At 67.5% G+C, this 22,612-nt stretch carries 24 protein-coding genes and 1 tRNA gene; 17 read left to right on the top strand and 8 right to left on the bottom strand.

Features of this window, described 5'->3' with window-relative positions:
* The first annotated feature begins 25 nt into the window (after positions 1-25).
* The gene (locus IE88_RS0111035) at positions 26-1,642 is read left to right on the top strand and encodes a GMC family oxidoreductase (protein ID WP_031554416.1); all 1,617 of its coding nucleotides are present in this window, start codon (positions 26-28) and stop codon (positions 1,640-1,642) included.
* On the opposite strand, the gene IE88_RS0111030 is transcribed toward IE88_RS0111035, so the two are convergent.
* Positions 1,636-2,418 carry an NAD kinase gene (locus IE88_RS0111030; protein ID WP_031554411.1) on the bottom strand — a complete coding sequence of 261 codons (783 nt, stop codon included), beginning with the start codon at positions 2,416-2,418 and terminating at the stop codon, positions 1,636-1,638. The genes IE88_RS0111035 and IE88_RS0111030 overlap by 7 nt on opposite strands.
* A 93-nt stretch (positions 2,419-2,511) precedes the next feature.
* Complete coding sequence (gene secA, locus IE88_RS0111025) at positions 2,512-5,478, bottom strand: preprotein translocase subunit SecA (protein WP_031554408.1); 2,967 nt, start codon at positions 5,476-5,478, stop codon at positions 2,512-2,514.
* Between the two features lie 221 nt (positions 5,479-5,699).
* Here secA and IE88_RS17415 point away from each other — a divergent pair, with 221 nt between their 5' ends.
* The 6 genes from IE88_RS17415 to phoB all read left to right on the top strand — a co-directional run bounded on the left by IE88_RS17415 (position 5,700) and on the right by phoB (position 9,757).
* Complete coding sequence (locus tag IE88_RS17415) at positions 5,700-6,629, top strand: peptidylprolyl isomerase (protein WP_162178337.1); 930 nt, start codon at positions 5,700-5,702, stop codon at positions 6,627-6,629.
* A gap of 43 nt (positions 6,630-6,672) precedes the next feature.
* A complete protein-coding gene (locus tag IE88_RS0111015) occupies positions 6,673-7,080 on the top strand; it encodes a (deoxy)nucleoside triphosphate pyrophosphohydrolase (RefSeq protein WP_031554403.1) in 408 nt (135 codons plus the stop codon).
* Positions 7,077-7,274, top strand: a complete 198-nt coding sequence (locus tag IE88_RS0111010) for a Flp family type IVb pilin (RefSeq protein WP_156032569.1) — start codon at positions 7,077-7,079, stop codon at positions 7,272-7,274. Before IE88_RS0111015 ends, IE88_RS0111010 begins: the two co-directional genes overlap by 4 nt.
* A gap of 121 nt (positions 7,275-7,395) precedes the next feature.
* A complete protein-coding gene (locus IE88_RS0111005) occupies positions 7,396-8,082 on the top strand; it encodes a fasciclin domain-containing protein (protein ID WP_202900492.1) in 687 nt (228 codons plus the stop codon).
* A 259-nt stretch (positions 8,083-8,341) separates the two neighbouring features.
* Positions 8,342-9,061, top strand: coding sequence for a phosphate signaling complex protein PhoU (gene phoU, locus IE88_RS0111000; protein WP_031554395.1), 720 nt, complete (start codon positions 8,342-8,344; stop codon positions 9,059-9,061).
* Between the two features lie 9 nt (positions 9,062-9,070).
* The gene (gene phoB, locus IE88_RS0110995) at positions 9,071-9,757 is read left to right on the top strand and encodes a phosphate regulon transcriptional regulator PhoB (protein WP_031554383.1); all 687 of its coding nucleotides are present in this window, start codon (positions 9,071-9,073) and stop codon (positions 9,755-9,757) included.
* Positions 9,758-9,763: 6 nt separating this feature from the next.
* Here phoB and IE88_RS0110990 read toward each other — a convergent pair whose 3' ends face one another.
* The gene (locus tag IE88_RS0110990; protein ID WP_031554381.1) at positions 9,764-11,236 is read right to left on the bottom strand and encodes a TrkH family potassium uptake protein; all 1,473 of its coding nucleotides are present in this window, start codon (positions 11,234-11,236) and stop codon (positions 9,764-9,766) included.
* A 313-nt stretch (positions 11,237-11,549) separates the two neighbouring features.
* On the opposite strand from IE88_RS0110990, the gene IE88_RS0110985 reads away from it, so the two are divergent.
* The gene (locus IE88_RS0110985) at positions 11,550-12,539 is read left to right on the top strand and encodes a DUF2459 domain-containing protein (RefSeq protein WP_156032568.1); all 990 of its coding nucleotides are present in this window, start codon (positions 11,550-11,552) and stop codon (positions 12,537-12,539) included.
* Between the two features lie 31 nt (positions 12,540-12,570).
* Here the strand turns inward: IE88_RS0110985 and yghU are convergent, their stop codons facing one another.
* Positions 12,571-13,428, bottom strand: coding sequence for a glutathione-dependent disulfide-bond oxidoreductase (gene yghU / locus IE88_RS0110980; RefSeq protein ID WP_031554376.1), 858 nt, complete (start codon positions 13,426-13,428; stop codon positions 12,571-12,573).
* Positions 13,429-13,627: 199 nt separating this feature from the next.
* Here yghU and rplU point away from each other — a divergent pair, with 199 nt between their 5' ends.
* Genes rplU through obgE form a run of 4 tightly spaced genes read left to right on the top strand, consistent with a single transcriptional unit; the run spans position 13,628 to position 15,897 of the window.
* Positions 13,628-13,942, top strand: a complete 315-nt coding sequence (rplU, locus tag IE88_RS0110975; RefSeq protein ID WP_031554375.1) for a 50S ribosomal protein L21 — start codon at positions 13,628-13,630, stop codon at positions 13,940-13,942.
* Positions 13,943-13,989: 47 nt separating this feature from the next.
* Positions 13,990-14,256, top strand: a complete 267-nt coding sequence (rpmA, locus tag IE88_RS0110970; RefSeq protein ID WP_031554372.1) for a 50S ribosomal protein L27 — start codon at positions 13,990-13,992, stop codon at positions 14,254-14,256.
* A gap of 58 nt (positions 14,257-14,314) precedes the next feature.
* A complete protein-coding gene (locus tag IE88_RS17410; protein ID WP_051881957.1) occupies positions 14,315-14,851 on the top strand; it encodes a GNAT family N-acetyltransferase in 537 nt (178 codons plus the stop codon).
* On the top strand, positions 14,848-15,897 hold the full coding sequence (obgE, locus tag IE88_RS0110960; RefSeq protein ID WP_031554368.1) for a GTPase ObgE: 1,050 nt from the start codon (positions 14,848-14,850) through the stop codon (positions 15,895-15,897). Before IE88_RS17410 ends, obgE begins: the two co-directional genes overlap by 4 nt.
* A 66-nt stretch (positions 15,898-15,963) precedes the next feature.
* On the opposite strand, the gene IE88_RS0110955 is transcribed toward obgE, so the two are convergent.
* The 4 genes from IE88_RS0110955 to IE88_RS0110940 form a co-directional block, all read right to left on the bottom strand.
* On the bottom strand, positions 15,964-17,136 hold the full coding sequence (locus IE88_RS0110955; RefSeq protein WP_031554366.1) for a DUF3618 domain-containing protein: 1,173 nt from the start codon (positions 17,134-17,136) through the stop codon (positions 15,964-15,966).
* On the bottom strand, positions 17,136-17,687 hold the full coding sequence (locus IE88_RS0110950) for a phage holin family protein (protein ID WP_051881955.1): 552 nt from the start codon (positions 17,685-17,687) through the stop codon (positions 17,136-17,138). The genes IE88_RS0110955 and IE88_RS0110950 overlap by 1 nt, the downstream gene beginning before the upstream one ends.
* 9 nt (positions 17,688-17,696) lie before the next feature.
* Entirely contained in the window at positions 17,697-18,371 is a 675-nt protein-coding gene (locus IE88_RS0110945; RefSeq protein ID WP_031554363.1) for a hypothetical protein, read from the bottom strand.
* Between the two features lie 160 nt (positions 18,372-18,531).
* Positions 18,532-19,503 carry a complex I NDUFA9 subunit family protein gene (locus tag IE88_RS0110940; protein WP_031554361.1) on the bottom strand — a complete coding sequence of 324 codons (972 nt, stop codon included), beginning with the start codon at positions 19,501-19,503 and terminating at the stop codon, positions 18,532-18,534.
* A gap of 140 nt (positions 19,504-19,643) precedes the next feature.
* Between IE88_RS0110940 and IE88_RS0110935 the strand changes: the two genes are divergently transcribed.
* The 5 genes from IE88_RS0110935 to lptB all read left to right on the top strand — a co-directional run bounded on the left by IE88_RS0110935 (position 19,644) and on the right by lptB (position 22,590).
* A tRNA-Leu gene (locus tag IE88_RS0110935) sits at positions 19,644-19,730 on the top strand.
* Between the two features lie 75 nt (positions 19,731-19,805).
* Positions 19,806-20,432: a ribonuclease D gene (locus IE88_RS0110930; protein WP_031554359.1), complete on the top strand. Its 627-nt coding sequence runs from the start codon at positions 19,806-19,808 to the stop codon at positions 20,430-20,432.
* 133 nt (positions 20,433-20,565) lie between these two features.
* Complete coding sequence (gene lptC, locus IE88_RS0110925) at positions 20,566-21,330, top strand: LPS export ABC transporter periplasmic protein LptC (protein ID WP_031554356.1); 765 nt, start codon at positions 20,566-20,568, stop codon at positions 21,328-21,330.
* A gap of 13 nt (positions 21,331-21,343) precedes the next feature.
* Positions 21,344-21,820: an LptA/OstA family protein gene (locus IE88_RS0110920; RefSeq protein ID WP_031554354.1), complete on the top strand. Its 477-nt coding sequence runs from the start codon at positions 21,344-21,346 to the stop codon at positions 21,818-21,820.
* Complete coding sequence (gene lptB / locus IE88_RS0110915; protein WP_031554351.1) at positions 21,820-22,590, top strand: LPS export ABC transporter ATP-binding protein; 771 nt, start codon at positions 21,820-21,822, stop codon at positions 22,588-22,590. The genes IE88_RS0110920 and lptB overlap by 1 nt, the downstream gene beginning before the upstream one ends.
* Positions 22,591-22,612 lie beyond the last annotated feature (22 nt).

The raw sequence follows: 22,612 nt of genomic DNA, 5'->3' as shown, positions 1-22,612 counted from the left end.
GAAGACACGTTAAGGGAGGCGCGGGATGGGAAGCGAGCGGGAAGCGGCGGCGGATTACGTGATCGTCGGCGGGGGGTCGGCCGGCTCCGTGCTGGCCGCGAGGCTGTCGCAGGATCCGGGAACGGCCGTCACGCTGATCGAAGCGGGCCCGGAGCAGAAGGATGTCCGGCTCGCCGTGCCGGCCATGATCGGCGAGGTGCTGGGCAACCGGATCGCCGACTGGGACTATGCCACGGTGCCGCAGGCGCGCCTCGATGACAGGTCCCTCCGCTGGCCCCGGGGAAAAGTGATGGGCGGCAGCTCCGCCATCAACGCCATGTGCTATTCGCGCGGGGATCTGCGCGATTACGACCGGTGGGCGGAGCTCGGCGCGAAGGGGTGGAGCGGTGCGGAGGCGCTGCACTTCTTCAAGGCCTCCGAAACCCATTCCGAGGGCGAGAGCCAGTGGCACGGCCAGGACGGCCCGCTCCATGTGACGAGGCCGCGCGACGTCAGGGGCGCGACGAAGCGGTTCCTGCGCGCCGCCGAACAGATGGGGCTGCGCCGCATCGAGGATTTCGCGGGGCCGGACCGCGAAGGGGTCGGCCTCTTCGACACCACCACCCGGCGGGGGCGCCGTTGCTCCGCGGCCAAGGCCTATCTGACCAAAGCGGTGCGGGCGCGTCCGAACCTGACCATCGTGACCGAGGCGTCCTGCCGCCGCGTCCTGTTCGACGGCGCACGGGCGAGCGGCGTCGAATATGAGCGGGGCGGAGAGATCCGTATGAGCGCGGCGAAGCGGGAGGTGATCCTCTGCGCGGGCGCGATCGGAACCCCGCAGCTCCTCATGCTCTCCGGCGTCGGGCCGTCCGCCCATCTCCGCCGGCACGGCATCGGCCTCGTCGCCGACCGGCCGGGTGTCGGCGCGAATCTGCGCGATCATCTGGACCTTCTGACCTTTCTTGAAACGGAGCCCGGCGAGACGATCAGCTATTCCGTGCGCGGTCTTCTCGGGAATCTGACGGCGGGGCTCGAATATCTGATCGGCGGCACCGGCATCCTCGCCTCCAACCTCGCCGAGGGCACGGGTTTCGTGTCCTCGCGCTCCGACCGCGAACGGCCCGACATCCAGTTCCATTTCGTGCCCGCCCTCGCCATGGATCACGGCGAGGAAAAGAGCTGGGGCCGTTTCGGGGTCAGCCTCCATGCCTGCAACCTCTACCCCGAAAGCACCGGCACGATTCGGCTGGCCTCGGCCGATCCGGACACCCCGCCGCTCATCGACCCGAACTATCTGGCGACCGAGCGCGACTGGGAGGTGATGGTCGAGGGCGCGAAGCTGTCCCGGCGCCTCCTTTCCCAGCCAGCCTTCGAGGAGGTGGCGAAAGGCTTCCTGCGGCCCGAAACCGAGCCGGGGACGGATGAGGAATGGCGGCAGCTCATCGCGGCGGAGGCCGAGACCATCTATCACCCCGTCGGGACCGCCCGCATGGGACCGGCGGCCGACGAGGGCGCCGTGACCGATCCTTCGGGCCTCGTCCACGGCACTCAGGGGCTGCGCGTCGTGGATGCCAGCCTCTTCCCCGACCTGCCGGGCGGCAACACCAATGCGCCGACGATCATGGTCGCCGAACGCATCTTCGCCAGGAGCATGGCTCAGTAGGCGAATTGTTCCTGCACGATGCGTTCCTCGAGGCTCGCGCCGGGGTCGAAGAGGAGCGTCATCACCGTGCCGCGGTCGATGCCCGCTTCCACCTCGACGACGTCGCGCACCTCGACATTGTCGGCCGTCGCCGAGACCGGGCGGAAATCCGCGTCCTGGACGCTGAAGGTCACCTGCGCGTCATAGGGCAGGAGCGCGCCGCGCCAGCGGCGCGGCCGGAACGCGCTGATCGGCGTCAGGGCCAGAAGGTTCGACATGATCGGCAGGATCGGGCCGTGGGCCGAAAGGTTGTAGGCGGTCGATCCGGCGGGCGTCGACAAGAGGACGCCGTCGCAGATGAGCTGGTTCATCCGCACCTCGCCATTCACCTTGATCGAGATCCGGGCGGTCTGCCGAGTCTCCCGCAGGAGGCTGACTTCGTTGATCGCCGTCGCCTCGTGCCTGCGGCCCTGCTTGTCCGTCGTGCGCATGCGCAGCGGGTTGATCCGTGCCCGGTCCGCGGCGGCGAGGCGCTGGGGAAGATCGTCCGCCTGCATCTCGTTCATCAGGAAGCCAACCGTCCCGCAATTCATGCCGTAAACGGGGGTGCCCAGATGCATCGTGTCGCGCAGGACCTCCAGCATGGTCCCGTCGCCGCCCAGCGCCACGATCACGCGAGCCTCCTCGACGGCGCAATTGCCGTAGAGCTCGATGAGCTGGTGGTAGGACTCCTGCGCCTGCGGCCGGTCATTGGCGACGAAGGCGATCTGTCCGGGCTCTGGTGCGGGGCGAGGCATCCGGCAGACTTAGGAGGCGCGGCGTCCCAGGGCAAAGCCTGATGCGGAAATGCCCGCGGAAGGGAGGAGACGCCTCTCCGCGGGCATTCCGGCTTACTCGGCGGCCTGACGGTCCGGCGCGCCGTGGCAGTGCTTGAACTTGCGGCCCGAACCGCAGGGGCAGGGCGCGTTGCGGCTGACCCGGCCCCAGGTGGAGGGATCGTCGGCCTTCACCGCCTGTCCCTGGCGCTGCGCGCGCAGCGTCGTGGCGCCCGCCGACTGGCCATAGCCGCGCCGCGGCGCTTCGGGGCCGCCATGGCCCGCATCGTTCTGGCCGGTCGTCGCGTCGATATGCTCGGCGCGCATCTTGGACGGGTCGAGCTGCCCCTTCGCCTGAAGCTCCTGGATGAGGCGGCGCGCCTGCTCGATATCGAGCTTGGGCCGCCCGCCCGCCTCCTGACCCGCTTCGGGGCGGCGAACCTGCACGTGGAAGAGCGATTTCGTCACGTCGCGGCGCAGCCCGTCGAGCAGGGCCTCGAACAACGCGAAGGCTTCGGTCTTGAACTCGTGCAGCGGGTCGCGCTGCCCCATGCCGCGCAGGGCGACGACCGAGCGCAGATGGTCGAGCTGCTGGAGGTGCTCGCGCCAGTTCCGGTCGATGGTCTGGAGCAGGATCTGCTTTTCGATCCGGGCGGTGAGGTCGGGGCCGAATTCCTCGCGGCGCTCATCGGCGCGCGCATCGACCGCCTCCTTGATGCGCTCGAGGATCTCGGTGTCCGCGACGCCTTCTTCCTCGGCCCACTGCTTCGTCGGCAGGTCGAGGGCGAAGACCTCCTGCACTTCCTCGTGCAGGCCCTCCATGTCCCATTTCTCGGCATAGCTCTTCGCGGGAACGTGCAGCGCGACCATGTCCTCGATCAGGGTGTCGCGCATGTCGGCGACGATCTCCTCGACCGTCTCGGCGGACATGAACTCGATGCGCTGCTCGAAGATGGCCTTCCGCTGATCGTTCATGACGTCGTCATATTTGAGGACGTTCTTGCGCATGTCGAAATTGCGCTGCTCGATCTTCTTCTGGGCGTTCTCGACCGCCTTGGTGAACCAGGGATGCTCGATCGACTCGTCGGGCTGGATGCCGAAGCGCTTGAGCATCTTCTCCATGCCGGTGCCGAAGATGCGCATCAGGTCGTCTTCGAGCGACAGGAAGAACTTGGTCGTGCCGGGGTCGCCCTGACGGCCCGAGCGGCCGCGCAGCTGGTTGTCGATGCGGCGGCTTTCATGGCGCTCCGTCGCGAGGACATAGAGGCCGCCCGCCTTGAGCGCGGTCTTCTTCTGCTCGGCGATCTTCGCCTCGATCTCCTTGCGCTTACGCGCGATCGTCTCGGCATCGTCCTCGTCGGACAGATGGGTCATGATCTCCATGTCGACCGAGCCGCCGAGCTGGATGTCGGTGCCCCGGCCGGCCATGTTGGTGGCGATCGTCACGGCGCCGGGCTCGCCCGCGCGGGCGACGATCTCGGCTTCCTGCTCGTGGAAGCGGGCGTTCAGGACGTTGTGCGGAACCGGGACGGGCTTGCGGCTGAGGCTTTCCATCTCGTCGGCGAGCGCGCCTAGCCGCTCGCGCTCTTCGGCGTTCTTCTTGTTGTCCTTGAGGTCGTCCACCTGCTTGCGGAGGAGGGCGGCCGATTCCTTCCAGAACTTCTTGTCCGAGAGAAGCCGCGAGAGATGCTCGGACTTCTCGATCGAGACCGTGCCGACCAGCACCGGCTGGCCGCGCAGATGGCATTCGGCGATCTGGCGGGCGATGGCGTGATATTTCTCGCGGGCGCCGAGATAGAGTTCGTCGTCCAGATCGTCCCGCGCGATGGGCCGGTTGGTCGGGATCTCCATCACGTTGAGCTTGTAGATGTCGGCGAACTCGCCCTCCTCGGTGAGGGCCGTGCCGGTCATGCCCGACAGCTTCTCGTAGAGGCGGAAATAGTTCTGGAAGGTGATCGAGGCGAGCGTGACGTTCTCGGGCTGGATCTTCACGCCTTCCTTGGCCTCGACGGCCTGGTGCAGGCCGTCCGACCAGCGCCGGCCCTCCATCATGCGGCCCGTGAACTCGTCGATGATGACGACCTTGTCGTCCTTGACGATGTAGTCCTTGTCCTTCTGGAACATCTTGTGCGCGCGCAGCGCGTTCTGGATGTGGTGGACGACCGAGACGTTGGCCGCCTCGTAGAGCTGCTCGCCCTCCAGCATGTCGCGCTCGCGCAGGAGGTCCTCGATATGCTCGTTGCCCTCTTCGGTCAGGCCGACCGAGCGCTGCTTCTCGTCGACCTCGTAATCCTCGTCTTCGAGAAGCGGGATCAGCTCGTTGATCGCGAGATAGAGATCGGATTTGTCCTCGGTCGGACCGGAGATGATGAGCGGCGTGCGGGCCTCGTCGATGAGGATCGAGTCGACCTCGTCGATCAGCGCATAGGCATGGCCGCGCTGGACCATCTGGTCGATCGACTGCTTCATGTTATCGCGCAGATAGTCGAAGCCGAGCTCGTTGTTCGTCGCATAGGTGACGTCGCAGGCATAGGCGTCGCGCCGCTCCTGATCGCCGAGCTCGTTGACGATGACGCCGACCGTCAGGCCGAGCGCGTTATAGACCTTGCCCATCCATTCGGCGTCGCGCCTGGCGAGGTAGTCGTTCACCGTGACGACATGAACGCCTTTGCCCGCGAGCGCGTTCAGATAGACGGGCAGGGTGGCGACCAGCGTCTTGCCCTCGCCGGTCTTCATCTCGGCGATATTGCCCTTGTGCATGACCATGCCGCCGATGAGCTGCACGTCATAGGGGCGCAGGCCGAGCGCGCGGTCCGCCGCCTCGCGGACGAGCGCGAAGGCCTCGACCAGAAGGTCGTCCAGCGTCTCGCCGTCCTTGTAGCGCTGCTTGAACTCCTCGGTCTTCGCCTTGATCCCCTCGTCGCTGAGCGCCTTCATCTCGTCGGCGAGATCGCCGATCTTGCGCGCCTTCTTCTCCAGCGGCTTCAGCCGCCGATCATTGGCGGAACCGAACAGGCGGGAAGCAAAGGACTTACTAGCCATGGAATATGCTCGCGGAGCTGGCAGGAAGGCGAGCTCCTTGCAGGCGGATCGCCAAGCCAAGGGCCCCGCTCCTCCCCTGCGGATTTCGAGGTGGCGGAGAGATAGGAAAGGCCCCTTGGAGTGTCAAACGAGGACCGGGCAAAGACGGATCGCCATTGACGAAAATCAGGACAGGGCGAAACCTTCTGTGGGGCGGGAGGATGAAGACAATGAATGCGAGGATGAGCACAGGCGGCTTGCGTTTCCTTCTGTCCCTGCCGCTGGCCCCTTGCGCCTCGCGGGCGGCCGGACGCGGAGCGCTGCTCCTGGCGGCGGTCGGCGTGGTGGCGCTCGAGGCGACGCGGGAAGGGATCGTGCCGCTGCGGCCCGCGATCCCCGTCGCGGAGGCCGCCGAAGATCCGGTCATGGCGAAGGTCGGGCCGATGATCCTGCGCCTGTCCGACCTGCGCGCGCAGGCGGGGCCCGCGCGCGGCGCCGCGCCGCCCGATGCCCTGATCCGGGAAGGATATCTCGCCGATGCCACCGGCCAGCTGGCGCTGGCCGCCGCGGCGGAAGCGGAGGGGCTCGACCGGGCGCTCGAGATCCGCGCGAAGCTCGCTCTGGCGAGGCGGCGGGTTCTCGCGGAAGCCTATCTCGACCTCGCCCTGCGCGAGGCCGTGACCGAAGAGGCCGTAAGAGCGGCCTATGAGGCCGAGCTCGGGGCGCTTCGGGAGGAGGCGGAGGTCTCTCTTCGGCACATCCTGGTCTCGAGCCGGGAAGAAGCCGAAGCGCTCGCGGACCGGATCCGGAGCGGCGCGCGCTTTTCCGAGCTGGCGCAGCGGCAGTCGCTGGACATGGACACGCGGTCGGCCGGCGGCAGCTTCGGGCCGATCGCGCTCTCCCGGCTGCCGGACGCTCTTGCCGCTGCGGCGGCGGATCTTTCCGTCGGGGAGCTTTCCGCGCCGGTGCGAAGCGAAGCAGGCTGGCACCTCCTGCGCGTCGATTCGCGCCGCGATCTGCGGCCGCCTTCCTTCGCGGCCCGGAAAGACGCGATCGCCGCATCCTTGCGCGAAGCGGCCCTGATCGACGCCGTCACGCAGGCCGAGACCCGTTTCGGGGTCCGCCTGCAGGGCGATATCGGGTCCGAGGACCCTCGTATCGCACAGCGGTGACTGCGATAAAGCCGCCTTTCAGACATCCGGACGGGCCCACTCTATGCCGAAGCTCATGATCGTCGCCGCCGTCGCGCTCGTCGACAGGGACGGGCGTGTCCTCCTGTCCCAGCGGCCCGAGGGAAAGCCGCTTGCCGGAATGTGGGAATTTCCCGGCGGCAAGGTGGAGGAGGGGGAGACGCCGGAGGAGGCTCTCGTTCGGGAGCTCGCCGAGGAGATCGGGATCGAGACGCAGGCGAGCTGCCTCGCCCCCGTCACCTTCGCTTCGGAGCCGCAAGACGAGGTCCATCTGCTCATGCTTGTCTTCGCTTGCCGCAAATGGAGCGGTATTCCGCAACCCCTTGAAAACCAGGGGCTGCGATGGTTCAGGCCGAACCGGTTTCACGAGCTGGACCTTGTCCCAGCCGACCGGCCTGTGGCGGCGCAGCTGAGAGATCTTCTCGGCGGATGAGGGTGGGTCTGGACATGCTCGGTCAGCTCAAGCGGTTCTGGCGGGACGAAGGCGGCGGCACGATGCTCCAGCAGGCGATCATCATCGCCTTCGTGGCGACTATCCTCCTCGCCATCTTCTCGGCCCTGTTCGATGTCCTGGCGGCCCGCATCAAGGTACTCGACGCGCCGCCTCCGGACGACGGCTCCGCCTGAAGGGAGTCCGCGTCCCGCGTCCTCCTGTCTCGCCGGGGAACGGGTTCGCCCTCTTGCATGTTCGTCTGTCAGCCGTGCCGCCCTTCTGGCGCGGCCGGACGAACAGCGACGAGGGAGTCGAATGATGCACAAGCCCCTTCTGAGAGGCCTTTCCGCGGCGGCCATGATCGCCGCTGTCGCCGCATGCGGCGGCGATGACGAAGTCTATGAAGACGATATCGCCGAGGACAGTTCCGCCTTCATCGAAGAGGATGAGCGGGACGATGTCGCGCTGCCCGATGCGACGGATACGCCGCCGGACCGGATGGCGGTCGATGACAGCATGCTCGGCGATCCGCAGGATCAGCTCGACGACGTCACGGCCGATATGAGCGATCAGAGCATCGTCGATATCGCGACCGGCGATCCCCGCTTCTCCACGCTCGTCACCGCGCTCGAACAGGCCGGCCTCGTCGAGACCCTCGCGGGTGACGGCCCCTACACCGTCTTCGCCCCGACCAATGCCGCCTTCGAGCAGCTTCCCGCCGGGACGGTCGAGACGCTGATGGAGCCGGGCAATCGCAGCCAGCTCGAGAATATCCTTCTCTACCATGTCGTCTCCGGCGAGACGATGTCCGACCAGATCTCGGGCGAGATGTCCGTGGACACGCTGGCCGGTGAGCCGCTGCCCGTGATGACCTCCGGCGGGCAGGTCACCGTCGGCGGCGAGGGCGCGGCGGGCGCCGTCGTCGTGACCCCGGATCTTCAAGCCTCGAATGGCGTGATCCACGTCATCGACCAGGTGCTCCTGCCGCCCGCGGGCCAGTAACGCGCTCCGCGCCGGCAAGGCAGCTTCCGACCGGCAGGCGGGTCTCCCGCCTGCCGGTTTTTTTTGTGCCGGGCGAGGCGCCTGGGGCATCGTTCCGCGGCCCGGCCTTGCACAGGCCCTCTCTCGACCCTTCGCTGGACAGGCGCACACAGCGCGCCTATCCTGCGTGATCCGGCGCGGCGGAGACGGGACGGATCGGCCTGCGCTGACAAGAAGCTGTCACACAAATCGGGCATTCCCCGCGCCGTCAGGAGCAGGCATGGCCTTTCGCATACTTCGATCCACCGCCGCGCATTTCGAGCGCATCGACATCGCCATCGCCACGATGGGCGGTTACGTCGAGCAGCAGCTGCGCGATGCGATCAGCGCCTTCGAACGGCGCGACGAGCAGCTGGCGCGCACCGTGCGCGATCGCGACGTCGAGACGGATGCGCGCGAGCGCGTAGTCGAGCGCGAGGTGATGACCCTGCTCGAGCAGCGGCGCCTGCCCCCGGATGAGCTGCGCCGCGCCATGACGGCGGTGAAGATCGCCGCCGAGATGGAGCGGATCGGCGACCTCGCCAAGAACACGGCCAAGCGCTCGCCGCTGATCGCGCGGGAGGACCCGGGCGCTGCCAGCCAGGCCGCTCTCTCTCCCGTGGTGCGCATGGGCAATATCGCCCTGCGGCAGTTCTCCGGCAGCCTCGATGCCCTGTTCCGCAGCGATCCCCAGGCGGCCCGCGCGGTGCGCAATGGCGACGACCGCATCGACGATCTTTATAATTCGGTCTTCCGCGAGATCCTCGGCGTTATGACGGAACAGCCCGCCTTGGTGTCCGCCTGCACACAGCTCGTCTTCGTGGCGAAGAATTTCGAGCGGATCGGCGACCACGCGACCAATATCGCGGAGCGGGTGCATTTCTCCCTGACCGGAGAGGAGCTCGCCAATGAGCGGGTCAAGAAGGATGTGACGGGAACCATCGCCGTCGCGCCTCACTAGGAGAACATCATGGCCGCCACCCGAGTGCTCGTCGTCGAGGATGAAGAGGCGCTGCAGGCGCTGCTCGACTACAATCTGGGCAAGGAAGGCTTCGAGGTCACCCTGGTCGGCGACGGCGAGGAGGCCCTCCTGAAGATCGAGGAGGACCGCCCGGACGTCATCGTGCTCGACTGGATGCTGCCCAACGTGTCGGGGATCGAGGTCTGCCGCCGCGTGCGCTCCAAGCACGAGACGCAGAACATCCCGATCGTCATGCTGACCGCGCGGGGCGAGGAGGCGGACCGCATTCGCGGCCTCGACATGGGGGCCGACGACTATCTGACCAAGCCGTTCTCGATGGGCGAGCTGGCGGCGCGCATCCGCGCCGTGCTGCGCCGCATCCGCCCCGCTCTGGTCGCCGAGACCGTCACCGCCGGCGATATCGCCGTCGACCGCGCCGCCCACCGGGTCCGGCGCGGCGAGACGGAGATCCATCTCGGCCCGACCGAGTTCCGCCTTCTCGACCACCTGATCCAGAACCCCGGCCGGGTCTTCAGCCGGGAACAGCTCCTCAATGCGGTCTGGGGGTCCGACGTCTTCGTCGAGGCGCGCACCGTGGACGTGCATATCGGGCGCCTGCGCAAGGCGCTGTGCAAGCACGGACATGACGACCCCATCAGGACCGTCCGCTCCGCCGGCTACGCCCTGGAGACCTGAGGGCGCTCAGCGCGACCAGAAGCTCGGCACGAAGAGGACGAGCACGGTGAGAAGCTCGAGGCGGCCGAGCAGCATGGCGCTCGCCAGGATCCATTTCGCGCCTGCGGGCAGCGGCGCGTAATTGCCCGCGGGCCCCACGATCTCGCCGAGGCCCGGCCCGACATTCGCCACGGCAGATCCCGCCGCAGACAGGGCCGTCACCGCATCGAGCTGGAAGAGGGACAGCGCGACCGCCACGGTCGCGAAAACGGCGAAATAGATGAAGAAGAAGCTGAGGACGGACACGAAGATGTCCTCCGTCAGCGGCCGGCCGTTATAGCGCGCCACGGTGACGCGATGGGGATGGGCGAGGCGCTTGGCATAGACCAGCAGCGCGGCGAGCGCGACCTGGAGCCGGAAGATCTTGAGGCCGCAGGAGGTGGAGCCAGCGCAGCCGCCGACGAACATGATCGCGAAGAAGAACCCGACCGCGAAGGGCCCCCAGACCCCGTAATCGGTCGTCGCATAGCCCGTTCCCGTCATGATCGAGACGACATTGAAGGCGGCGAGGCGGAAGCCCTGGAACAAGGAGAAGTCGAAGATGACGATGATCCGGAAGGCGATGACGGCCACGAAGATCGCGGCGGCGGCCAGGAAGAACTGCACCTGATCGTCGCGCGCGGGCGCGAGGACCCGCCCGCGCAAGGCCAGCACGTAGAGGCCGAAGGGCAGCGAGCCGAGAATCATGAAGACGACCGCGACGAGATCGACAGGTCCCTTGATGCCCTCGGCGGACAGGAAATAGCCGAAGGAGGCGTCCTTGGTGGAATAGCCGCCGGTGGCGATGGTGGTCATCGCGTGGTTGACCGCGTCGAAGGCGGACATGCCGAGCGCCCAGTACAAAATGAAGCACAGCACCGACAGGCCGACATAGAGGCTGAAGATCGCCGCTGCGAGCTGGCTCGCGCCGGGCAGGATCTTCTCGGACCGGTCGGAGCTTTCGAGGCGGAAGAGCTGCATCCCGCCGACCGACAGGAAAGGCAGCACGGCGATGGCCATGATGATCACGCCGATGCCGCCGATCCATTGCAGGATCGACCGCCAGAGAATAAAGCCCGTCGGGGCGTCGTCGAGCCCGACCACGACCGTCGCGCCCGTCGTGGTGAGGCCCGACATCGCCTCGAAAAAGGCATCGGTGAAGGAAAGCCCCACGCTGCCGAGCCAGAACGGCATGGCGGCCGCGAAGACGAGGGCGAGCCAGGACAAGGTGGTGAGAAGAAAGCCCTGCCGCGCGGTGATCCGTTCGATGCGGCCCCAGCTCGCCGCCGTCAGCGCCGCCCCGAGCCCGATCGAACCCATGGCGGACAGGCCGAACCCCTTCCAGTCCTCGGCTCTGGGGCCGGTCTGGAGCAGGTCGGCGATCAGGGGCACCAGCATCACCCCGCCCAGCGTGGTGATGAAGATGCCGATCACGAGGAGGACGGGGCGCAGGTCACGCATGACCGGACCGAGCTAGCTGGAACGTGAGCGAGTCGGAAGGGGCGCTGCGGTCGCGTGGCGCAGAAGGCCTGTTTCCTGCTCTTGAGCCGGCGGGGCCGCGCGCCGAGGCTCGGCGCGCCAGTCCTTCGAAAAAGGAGCGCCGAAGATTTCCCGACATGTAAACCGGACAGCGGACAACCGGCCGCGGCGCCTGCGCGCGATCGGCCTGTTCCTCGCGGGTCTCGCCATCCTCCTGCTCGCGCTCGGCCTTGCGAGCTATCGTCCGGCGAAGCCCGCTCTCTATCCGCCTTCTGGTGCCGCTGCGACCGTGCCGGTGCGGGTCTCGCTGTCCTATCGGTGGATGCATGCGGACCTCGCCATCCCGCGAAAGGTCATCGCGGAGGCGGGCGGTCCTGCCGCCGAGGCCCTCGGCGTCCTCGGAGAGGGCGAATGGGTTGTCCTCGGCTGGGGCGACGAGGACTATTACCGGGAGCGCGGCATGACGGCGGCCCGCCTTCTGGACTTCGCGCGTTCCATGCTCGAGCCGAACAGTCCGTCGGTCGTCGAACTCGATCCCGAGCCGCAGGCGCCCACTCCCGAAAGCTCCGGCAAGGCCGTTCTCGCGCTGGAGCTGTCGGAGGAGGGGGCGCGGGCGCTCGTCGAGCGCCTGAACGCATCCTTCGCGCTGCGGGACGGTCATCCGGTCGCGGCCGGGCGGGGCCGCGACCCCGGCAGCCAGTTCTTTCTCGGCCATGCCCGGAGCGACCTCGCCCAGAACTGCAATCACTGGGTGGCGGACCTCCTGCATGCCGCGGGCGTACCCTCGGACGGTCTTCTCAACACCGCCTCTCCCGGCCTCGCTCTCAGCCTCACCTGGCTGGCGGATGCGCAAGAGGTGCCGGGTGATGCGGATGCTCATATCGGGGGCGCCGAGACGCCGCCGAGCCATTCGGGCCGCTTCGAGCCGATCTCGGGCGCGCCGGAGCTGACCGATGCCGACCTCGTCTTCGAAGGCTATGCCGTGGGGCTGGGGCGGGCCGTCCTGCGGACGGTGCCGCTGGACCTCGTCGAGGCTGGCCGCTCGGGGCTGTCGGAGGCGCTGGACGTCCGGCCTGACAGCCTGGTCGGGATCAGGCGGATCGAGAGGATCGAGGGCGCGCCGGGCGATGTGGCCGTCTGCGAGGGGCAGGCGCCGCGCCACCTCGCCATCGGCTTCGCACCGAACGATGGCGGGCCTTACGAGATCGCTCTCGCCGCCTACAGCGACGATCCGCGGGCCGCGGGCGCTCGGCCCTGCGCCGCCGCCCGCTACCGCCAGCCGTGACGTTCATGCCGCGCGCGGCGGGCAGGGGCGGTCAGTTCCGCTTCAGCACGGCGTCGATATCCGCCGCGCTGTGCCGCTCGCGCAGCTGACGGTTCTCGTCGCCGAAGGTCTTGTTGACGATCCGGCCCCGCTCGACCGCAGGGCGCGCTCTGATCGTCTCCGCCCAGCGCCGGAGGTTCTCGTATTCCTCGACCTGCAGGAACTCTCCCGCGTCGTAGAGCTGGCCGAGAACGAGCCCGCCATACCAGGGCCAGTTCGCGATGTCCGCGATCGTATAGTCATCGCCCGCGAGGAAGGCGCTCCGGCCGAGCTGCTTGTCCAGCACGTCGAGCTGGCGCTTCACCTCCATCGTGTAGCGGTTGATCGGATATTCGTATTTCTCCGGCGCATAGGCATAGAAATGGCCGAAGCCGCCGCCGAGGAAGGGGGCCGAGCCCATCTGCCAGAACAGCCAGTTGAAGGTTTCGGTCCGCGCGGAGCCGCTTTCGGGCAGGAAGGCGCCGAACTTCTCCGCAAGGTGGACGAGGATCGAGCCCGACTCGAACAGATGCGTCTCCGGCGTCGTGCTGCGGTCCACCAATGCCGGGATCTTCGAGTTCGGATTGACCGCGACGAAGCCGCTGCCGAACTGATCGCCCTCGCCGATATCTATGGTCCAGGCGTCGTATTCGGCATCCGCATGTCCGGCCGCCAAAAGCTCCTCGAGCATCACGGTGACCTTCACGCCATTGGGGGTCGCGAGCGAATAGAGCTGGAGCGGATGCTCCCCGACCGGCAGCGCCTTGTCATGCGTCGCGCCCGAGACGGGCCGGTTGATCTTGGCGAAGCGGCCGCCCGATTCCTGATCCCATGTCCAGACTTTCGGCGGGGTGTAGGTGCTGTCGCTCATCGTGGTGATCCTTCGCAAAGCCGGTCCTCGGCGGGAGCTAGCGCGCGCGGCCGGGCGCTCAACCGGCCTCGTGTGCCATCTTGACCGAAAAGGCGCCTTCCTTTACGCGCAGCCGTCCGAACCCGCGCATCAGAACGCGGGATCGAAGAAGGCTGGCCGCACCATGGGGGCGCGGCCCGAGCGAAAAGAAAGTTTGCATATGTTCGCAGTCGTTAAGACCGGCGCCAAGCAGTACCGTGTCGCCAGCGGCGACGTCATCAAGGTCGAGAAGCTCGACGGCGAAGCCGGTGACAGCGTCACCCTGGACGAGGTCCTGATGCTTGGCGGCGACAACCCGCAGATCGGCGCCCCTACGGTCGCCGGCGCCAGCGTCACCGCCTCCATCGTGGAGCAGGCGCGCGACAAGAAGGTCATCGTCTTCAAGAAGCGCCGTCGCCAGAACTATCGCCGCAAGAAGGGTCATCGCCAGCACATGACCGTCCTGCGGATCGAGGACATCAAAACCGGCGCCTGAGCCGACAACCCATCAGCCACGCGCATTGCGCGCAGGAGACATACGTCATGGCACACAAGAAGGCAGGCGGCTCGTCACGCAACGGTCGCGACTCCGCAGGACGCCGCCTCGGCGTCAAGAAATACGGCGGCGAAGCCGTCATCCCCGGCAACATCATCGTCCGCCAGCGCGGCACGAAGATCATGCCCGGCACCAATGTCGGCCTCGGCAAGGATCACACGATCTTCGCGCTGGTCGAAGGCAATGTCGTCTTCCGCACGACCAAGGACGACCGCAAGGTCGTCAGCGTCGAGGCGCTCGCGGCCGCCGAATAGGCAGCCCGCCGCTCTCGTGCGAAGGGAGGGCGTCCGCCCTCCCTTTTTTGTTTCCGCCATGCGCCACGCCCTCGAAACCGACCGCCTGCTGCTCCGCCCGGTCAGGGAGCAAGACGCCGCGGATGCGGCCGAGGCCCTCAACGATTTCGAGGTGCTCAAGCAGACCGGCACCTGGGGCTTTCCGTCCGACGCCGAGGTCTGCGCCGCCCGCTTCCGCGCGGCCGAGGCACATGACCCGAAGCTCGACGTCATCTTCGCCGCGAGGCTGAAGGCGGACCGGAGGATGATCGGGACGGTGGGCATCCACCGGCAGGTCGATGCCACCTATGCCGTCGGCTACATGATCGGGCGGGCCTGGTGGGGGCGCGGCTACATGACCGAGGCGGTGCGGGCGGTCTGCGCCTTCGGCTTCGACACGCTCCGCGCCCGGCGCATCGAGGCCGTGGTCTTCACGGACAATCTCGGCAGCGCCGCCGTGCTCAGAAAAGCCGGATTCCGCGATACGGGCGATGCGGGGCCGGGCTGGTCGCCCACCCGCGGCGCGCATTTCCCACGCCTCGGCTTCACCCTCGATCCAGGAGAACTGGTCCGATGAAATTTCTCGACCGTGCCAAGATCTATGTCCTCTCCGGCGCGGGAGGGTCGGGCTCGCTGTCCTTCCGTCGAGAGAAGTTCGTCGAGTTCGGCGGCCCCGACGGCGGCGATGGCGGGCAGGGCGGCCATGTCTTCGCCGAGGCGGTGGAGAACCTGAACACGCTGATCGACTACCGCTACAAGCAGCACTTCAAGGCGCAGGCCGGCGGCAATGGCGCGGGCCGCAACCGGACCGGCGCGAGCGGCGAGGACCTCGTCGTGCCCGTCCCTGTCGGCACGCAGATCTTCGAAGAGGACGAGGAGACGCTGATCGCTGATCTCGACGAGCCGGGCCAGCGCGTGCTGCTCGCCAAGGGCGGCAATGGCGGCTTCGGCAATGCGCGCTTCAAGACATCGCGCAACCAGGCCCCTAGGCGCGCCAATCCCGGCCAGCCGCCGGAGGAGCGGACGATCTGGCTGCGCCTCAAGCTGATCGCGGATGTCGGGCTGATCGGCCTGCCCAATGCCGGCAAGTCGACCTTCCTCGCCGCGGTGTCCGCGGCCAAGCCCAAGATCGCGGACTACCCCTTCACCACGCTGCACCCGCAGCTCGGCGTGGTGCGCCTCGGCCCGCAGGAGAGCTTCACGCTCGCCGATATCCCGGGCCTGATCGAGGGCGCGCATGAGGGGGCGGGAATCGGCGACCGCTTCCTGGGGCATGTCGAGCGCTGCGCCGCGCTCCTGCACCTCGTCGATGCGACGCAGGACGATGTGGCAGGCGCCTACAGCCTCGTGCGCCGCGAGCTGTCGCTTTATGCCGAGGGGCTGGCGGAGAAGCCCGAGCTGGTCGCGCTGAACAAGGTGGATGCGCTGACGGAGGACGTCGCGGCGGACAAGGCGCGGGAGCTGGAAGCGGCCTGCGGGACGCCGCCGCTCCTCCTGTCCGGCGCTGCCGGGCAGGGCGTGCAGAACGCGCTCCGCCGCCTGATGGACATGGTGCGGCAGCGGCATGCCGATGACGCCGAAGCGGCAGCGGAGGGCGACGAGCCGCAGGAGTGGACGCCCTGATCGGCGCACGGACATGAAAAAGGGCGGCCCCAAGGCCGCCCTTTCTTGTTCAATGCCGCAGATCGCTCAGGACGTGCTCTTATTGCTCGTCGTCTGCGAAGCGGGCGTATAGCCGCTCTTGTCCGAATTCGGCGCGGTCTCGGCGGAGGCTTTCTCCTTCAGGCGATCCTCGGCCGCCTTGGCTTCGCCGCTCATTTCCTCGACGAACTCCTCGGTCGCCTCGGCATATTCGGCCACCTTGCGGTTCGCCTGCTCGTTCAGGCGCTGCGCAGCCTCGTTGATGTCATGGCCGACGCCGCCGAGGGCCCGCCGCTCCTGGCGGGTCGAATGGAAGAACGAGCCGGTGAGGGCCCCGGCCGCGACCGCGACGAGCGCGGCTGCGAGCGGATTGCTCTCGTAGAAATCGGTCGTCTTCTCGACGCCGCGCCGGGCCGCATCCTGCGTGCCATGGGCGAGATCACCGGCCCGGTCCGCCGTTCCATGCGCGAAGGCACCCGCGCGGTCCCGTGTGCCCGAAGCGAATGCGCCAGCGCGGTCGCGGCCGCCTTCATAGAGGCTGTGCGAACGCTCGCCCGCCTTGTGGTAGAGGCCGGAGGCCCGATCCGTCTGACGGCGGCGGAAGGAGTTGGCGCGCTCGCCATATTCCTTCGCCTTCGCCTTCGCGCTCGACAGGCGGTCATCGATCCGCTTGCGGAAGGACTTCTCGTCCTCGCCGGACTTGCGCTCCACCGAGAACGCCTTGCCGCGCGCCTCGTAAAGGCGGTTCTGATAAGCGTCTTCGTCCTCGTCATCGAGCCGGGTATAAGTCCGGTCGATGGCATCGGCGGAGCCGACGATGCGGTGCGTGTCTTCGTATTCCGCGTCGTACAGCGTCTCGAGCTCGCGGCTGTCCTCATAGGCGGCCGCATATTCTGCATCCGCCGCGACGAGGCTGTCGCCCGCATAGGCGCCGGCCGTGTCGTGGATGTATTTCGGACGGCCCGGACGCTTGGTCGCGAGAAGCGCCGCACCCGCACCCATCAGGATGAGGGGAAGCGGATTTTCCCGCGCCTGGGCGAGGGCGGCGCGCGTCACGTCTTCGGCATAGGCGCCGCTATCGGTGCCTTTGAAGAAGCGGGTCGCCTCGTCGATCACGGCCCGGGGCTGGAGCTTGTCCTGCAGCGCCTGGATCGTGCTTTCGGTGCGCGCCCGCGTTTCCTCGAGGTCGCGCTCGATTGCCTGGATGTTGTCGTTCTTCATTATACGGACTCCTTGACCATGTGTGCGTCGCGCGAAAGATTCTTCTGAGTCTTCTGCGGCGCGAGATTCTTGGCTTTGAGCTCGTCCATGCCCTTCTTCAGCATGATGTAGCCGATCGCTGCCATGACGCCGCCGACGATGAGCGCGGCGAGCCAGGGCGGCATGAAGGTGGACAGGGCGTAGACGACCGCCAGCAGCAGGAAGATCAGCGAGATCAGGAGGATCCCGGCGCCGACCGCGGTGTTGACCACGCCGTGCCGGGCCTGATCGACCTTCGATCCGACCTCCGCCTTTGCCAGCCGGACCTCGTCGCGCACCATGCGCGAGGTGTCGGACAGAAGCTCGCTGATCAGCGCGCCGACGGACCGGTCGGTCGTCGAGGCATAGGCGCGCGTCCTGCCCTCGCCCGGCGCGGCGTTCGTGCGAACGCTCTCGGCCTTGTAGGCCGTCTCGCGATGGGTCCCGTGCTCGTCATTCCCGGATCTGGCCTCGCCGGTGCCTTTATAGGCTCCGGTTGGCCTGTCCGTCGCGTCTCGATGTTCCGTGGCCATAGATCCCTCCTAGCGCCGCGTCGTGTCGCTGCTGACCGTGGTGCCGGCCGTGCCCGTCGTTCCAGCGGCTGCCCCATAGCTCGAACCGGTCGTTCTGGCGGGGGCATTGGCGGCATAGCTCGTCGTCGCCGGGGTGCCGGCGCGGCGGCCGCTGTCATAATCGTCCTCGAACGCTTCTTCGCCCGCCACGCGGAGCGTGCGGCTGATCGCGACGCCGGCAGCGAAGCAGCCGGCCAGGAACAGGCCCGGATGGTTGCGCGCCGCATTGCGGACGGTCTGCTGGAGTTCGGAGGGCGACTTGTTCTCGATCGAGCGCGAGACGTTCTCGAGTTGCGAGGCGGCCGTCTCGAAGGCCGAGGACATCCAGTTCTGCTCGGCGTCGCCGGCTGCGCGGCGCAGGTCGCTCGCCGTCTGACCGAGCGCGCCGGACGCCTGCTGCTTGCGGGTCTCGACTTCTTCGCTCGCGCGCTGCTGCGCCTGGCTCTTGGCGTCCTCGAAGCGGGTCTTCGCTTCGGTCTTGGCCTGATTGACCGCTTCGGTCGCGGCCTGCTTGGCCTCGGCGGCCTGTTCCTGAGCGGTCTTCTTGACCGTCTCGGACGCGCTCTGAACAGATTGTTTGGTGTCGTCTTGCACGACTTTCGGCTTTGACGTGCTCTTCTTCGTCGTCTTCTTCTCTTCTGCCATCTCGATGCCTCCTGTAACGAACTTCGAACAGGGCATCTTGCCCGCGCCGTTAAGTCGCGCGCATGCCCTTCAGTCTTGGCAACACGGCGCCGAAGCCGCGGTTCCCTGAAGGGCCTGTCCTGCTCAGTCGGAGGCTAAGTTCCGCCGCGATAGCAGAAAGTCAGATCGGCGTTTCCGGAGAGAAGCGGCCATGCTTGCGGTGGCGGAAGAGGTAGGAGGGAAGAACGGCATCCATCGTCTCGGGCGTGATCCCGAGGTCCTGGAGCGTGCCGGTATCCTCTCCCGAGGCGCCGACGACATTGTCATGGCGCAGCAGCTTGACCTGGTCTCCCGTCAGCGGAGCGGAGACGAAGGGCAGCTTGGCCGCGATATCGCCGCCGCGCCCCATGAAGCCGGCGAGAGAGAAGGGCAGGGGGACGAGCGCGCGGCGCCGCCCCACCACCTTGAGGGTCAGCTCCATCAGCTCCTTGAAGGTCATGACTTCCGGGCCGCCCAGCTCGAAGGTCCGGCCGCGATGCGCCGGGTTCTCGAGCGCCGCGCAGACGGCGTCGGCGACATCGTCGACATAGACGGGCTGGAACCGGGTCTTGCCCCCGCCGATCAGCGGCAGGGCGGGCGAGAGGCGCGACATGCCGGCGAAGCGGTTGAAGAAGTCGTCCTGCGGCCCGAACACGATCGAAGGCCGCAGGATTACGGCTTGGGGCACCGCCTCGCGCACCAGGCGCTCGCCTTCGGCCTTGGTGCGGGCATAGTCGCTGTCGCCGTCGGCGTCCGCGCCGATGGCCGAGATATGGACGAGGTCCTCGATGCCGGCTTCGGCGGTGGCTTCGGCGACATTGCGCGCCCCTTCGCGCTGCACGGCGGCGAAGGTCTGGCGGCCGCTTTCGGACAGGACCCCGACGAGGTTCACCACGGCATCCGCGCCCGCCAGCGCATCCTCGACCGAGGCGCGGTTGCGGACATTGGCCTGGAAGAGCTGGACCTGCCCGACGACGCCGAAGACCTGCAGGTGCTCGGCGAGATGCGGCCGCCGGATCGCGGCCCGCACACGCCAGCCCCTTTTGGTCAACTCGCGCACGACGTGCCGGCCGATGAAGCCAGAGGCGCCGAAGACGGTGGCGAGTTTTGCCATGAGGGGACTCCAAAGCTGTCTGTCTGGCGAGCCCGATAGCGCGGGTCGGGCCGCTTGAGTAGCCCTTGGCGACAGACCGCTTGACGCGGCTTCCCCGCTCGCCTACTTCGCCGCCTCCCGAGGCGGCTTGCCGCTTCCGGGCCCAGGTGGCGGAATTGGTAGACGCGCCAGCTTCAGGTGCTGGTATCCGTACGGATGTGGAGGTTCGAGTCCTCTCCTGGGCACCACCCCTCGTGGTGGACACTCCCTGACCGACGAGCGTGGTGGCGGCGGGACCGCGCGGAACCTTGCGAGCGGTATCCATGACCATTCATCTGCATCACGGAGATCTTCCCGAGGGCCTGTCCTTCGAGGGCGCGCGCGATGGCGCGGTCGCCGTGGATTCCGAGACGATGGGCCTCGACCCCCACCGCGACAGGCTCTGCGTGGTGCAGCTCTCGGCGGGCGACGGCGACGCGCATCTCGTGCAGCTGCCGCGCGGCCAGTACGACGCGCCGCGCCTCAAGGCGGTGCTGACCGATCAGGGCCTGACCAAGATCTTCCACTTCGCCCGCTTCGACGTCGCCGCCTTCATGCGCTGGCTCGGCGTCGTGACAGGGCCTGTCTATTGCACCAAGATCGCCTCCAAGCTGGCGCGGACCTATACCGACCGCCACGGCCTCAAGGACGTCGTGCGGGAGGCGACGGGCATCGAGCTGTCCAAGCAGCAGCAGTCGTCGGACTGGGGCGCCGAAACGCTGACCCAGGCGCAGAAGGAATATGCGGCCTCGGACGTCCTGCACCTGCATGAGACGCGGGCGCGGCTGGACGAGATGCTGGCGCGCGAGGGCCGGTCCGAGATCGCGGAGGCCTGCTTCGCCTTCCTGCCGGTTCGCTGCCGTCTGGACCTGATGGGCTGGGACGAGGTCGACATCTTCGCCCATCGTTGAGGGGCATGCGCCGCGAGGCGCGCTGTCGCAGTTGCGGTTTTTTTAGTGCGCGCGGCCTTAACCAAACCTTTCCCCTTAGGGGCGCGAATGACATATCCCCTCCGGGCGGAAAACAGGAAGAGCGGGTTTCTGAGTGTCAGCCACGGCCAAAATATCGTCTTTCCCCCCGCCGCGGCCCGACCCGTCCTCGTTCGAGAGCAATGAAGCCCGCAAGGGCGGCGCCAATGCCTATTTCGCCGGCATCGCCGCGCGCCGCCGCCTCACGCCGCGCGCCGCGATCCGGCATAGCCGCCTCGTGCGGAATCTGCGCCTCGCCGTGCCGGCCGCCGCCACCGGCCTGATCCTGACCTATGCCGTGAGCGCGACGCCGCCGGAGGTGGATCAGGAATTCCTGCGCCAGTTCTCCGACATCGAGGCGACGGGGTCCGAGATGCGGCTCGACCGGCCCCGCTATGTCGGTGAGGACACGGGCGGCATTCCCTTCGAGGTCTCCGCCTTCGCCGCGCGCCGGAACCCGAACGCGCCGGACATCATCCGGCTCGAAAATCCCGAGGCGCTCCGCAATGGCGGCTCGAACGACCAGCTGCGCGTCAGGGCGCTCAGCGGCACGCTCGACACCCAGGGCAAGACGGTCGATCTCAATGACGACGTGCAGCTCGAGCAGGGAGTCGGCAGCGACACCTTCGTGCTGCGCACCGATGCGGCCCGGATCGACATTGACGGGCGCACGGTCCGCTCGGAAACGGGCGTGCGCGGCACGGGCAGGGCCGGCGACGTTGAAGCGGACACGCTCACCGTCTACGAGGACGAAGAGCGGGCCGTCTTCGAAGGGAATGTGAAATTCCGCTTCGAGCCCGCCAAGATGCGCGACGACGAAGAGTCCGCGCTGCGGGACTGAGCAGGAGCGTTGAGTGATCGGTACGAATGCGGCCTTCGCGCTGACGGTTCTTCTGGCGCAGACGGCCCCGATCGGGCTGTCTTCCGATGCGCCGATCTCGGTGGACGCCCAGCGTTGCGACGCCCTGCAGCGTGAGGACCGGCTGGTCTGCACCGGCGAGGTCCGCATCTCCCAGGCCGAGGCGCTGCTGACGGCCGACCGGGTCGTGATCAACTTCCTCCCCGGCACGCAGGATTTCCGCACGATCGAGGGCGAGGGGAATGTGCGCTACGCCAATGGCGAGGATGCCATATCCGGCGATGCGGGCACCTTCGATGCCGAGACCAGCACGATCACCGTGACCGGCGACGTGGTCGTCGTTCAGGGCGAGCAGATCATCACGGGCGAGCGCCTCGTCTACAACACCGAGACCGGGGCGCTCAGCTTCTCCGCCGGCGAAGGCGGCCGCGTCCGGGGCCTGTTCCGGCCGCAACGGGATGGACAGGGCTGATGGACGGATCCGCACCCGCGCTGGCGGCAGACAAGGCCGCGCCCGTCAATGAGGGGCTCGTCGCGGAGAACCTGCAAAAGAGCTATCGCCGCCGCCAGGTGGTCAACCATGTCAGCTTCCATGTGAAGCGCGGCGAGGCCGTGGGCATTCTCGGGCCGAACGGCGCGGGCAAGACCACCTGCTTCTATATGGTGACGGGCCTCGTTCCCGCCGATGAGGGCTGCGTTTCGATCGACGGGTTCAACGTGACGCGCCTGCCGATGTATCAGCGCGCCAAGCTCGGCATCGGCTATCTGCCGCAGGAAGCGTCGATCTTCCGCGGCCTCACGGTCGAGCAGAACATTCTCGCCGTGGTCGAGCTCGTCTACAAGGACAAGAAGGCGCGCCGCGAGGTGGTGGACAGCCTGCTCGAGGAATTCTCCATCACCCATGTGCGCAACTCGCCTGCTACAGCCCTCTCCGGCGGCGAGCGGCGGCGCCTCGAAATCGCGCGGGCCGTGGCCACCGGGCCGGACTACATGCTGCTCGACGAGCCGTTCGCGGGCATCGACCCGCTGGCCATCGCGGACATTCGCGATCTTGTGAGCCACCTCAAATCGCGCGGCCTCGGCGTCCTGATCACCGATCATAACGTGCGGGAAACATTGGAGATTATCGACCGCGCCTATATCATCTCCAAGGGCGAGGTGCTGGCCGAGGGCACGCCGCGCGAGATCGTCGCCAACCCGGACGTGCGGCGCGTATACTTGGGCGAAACCTTCAACCTCTAGGTCCTGAGGCGAATGGAGCGGC

The sequence above is a fragment of the Parvularcula oceani genome, from assembly GCF_000733125.1.
In the GTDB taxonomy this organism is placed as follows: Bacteria; Pseudomonadota; Alphaproteobacteria; order Caulobacterales; family Parvularculaceae; genus Parvularcula; species Parvularcula oceani.
This window is presented reverse-complemented; position numbering and strand designations above follow the sequence as displayed.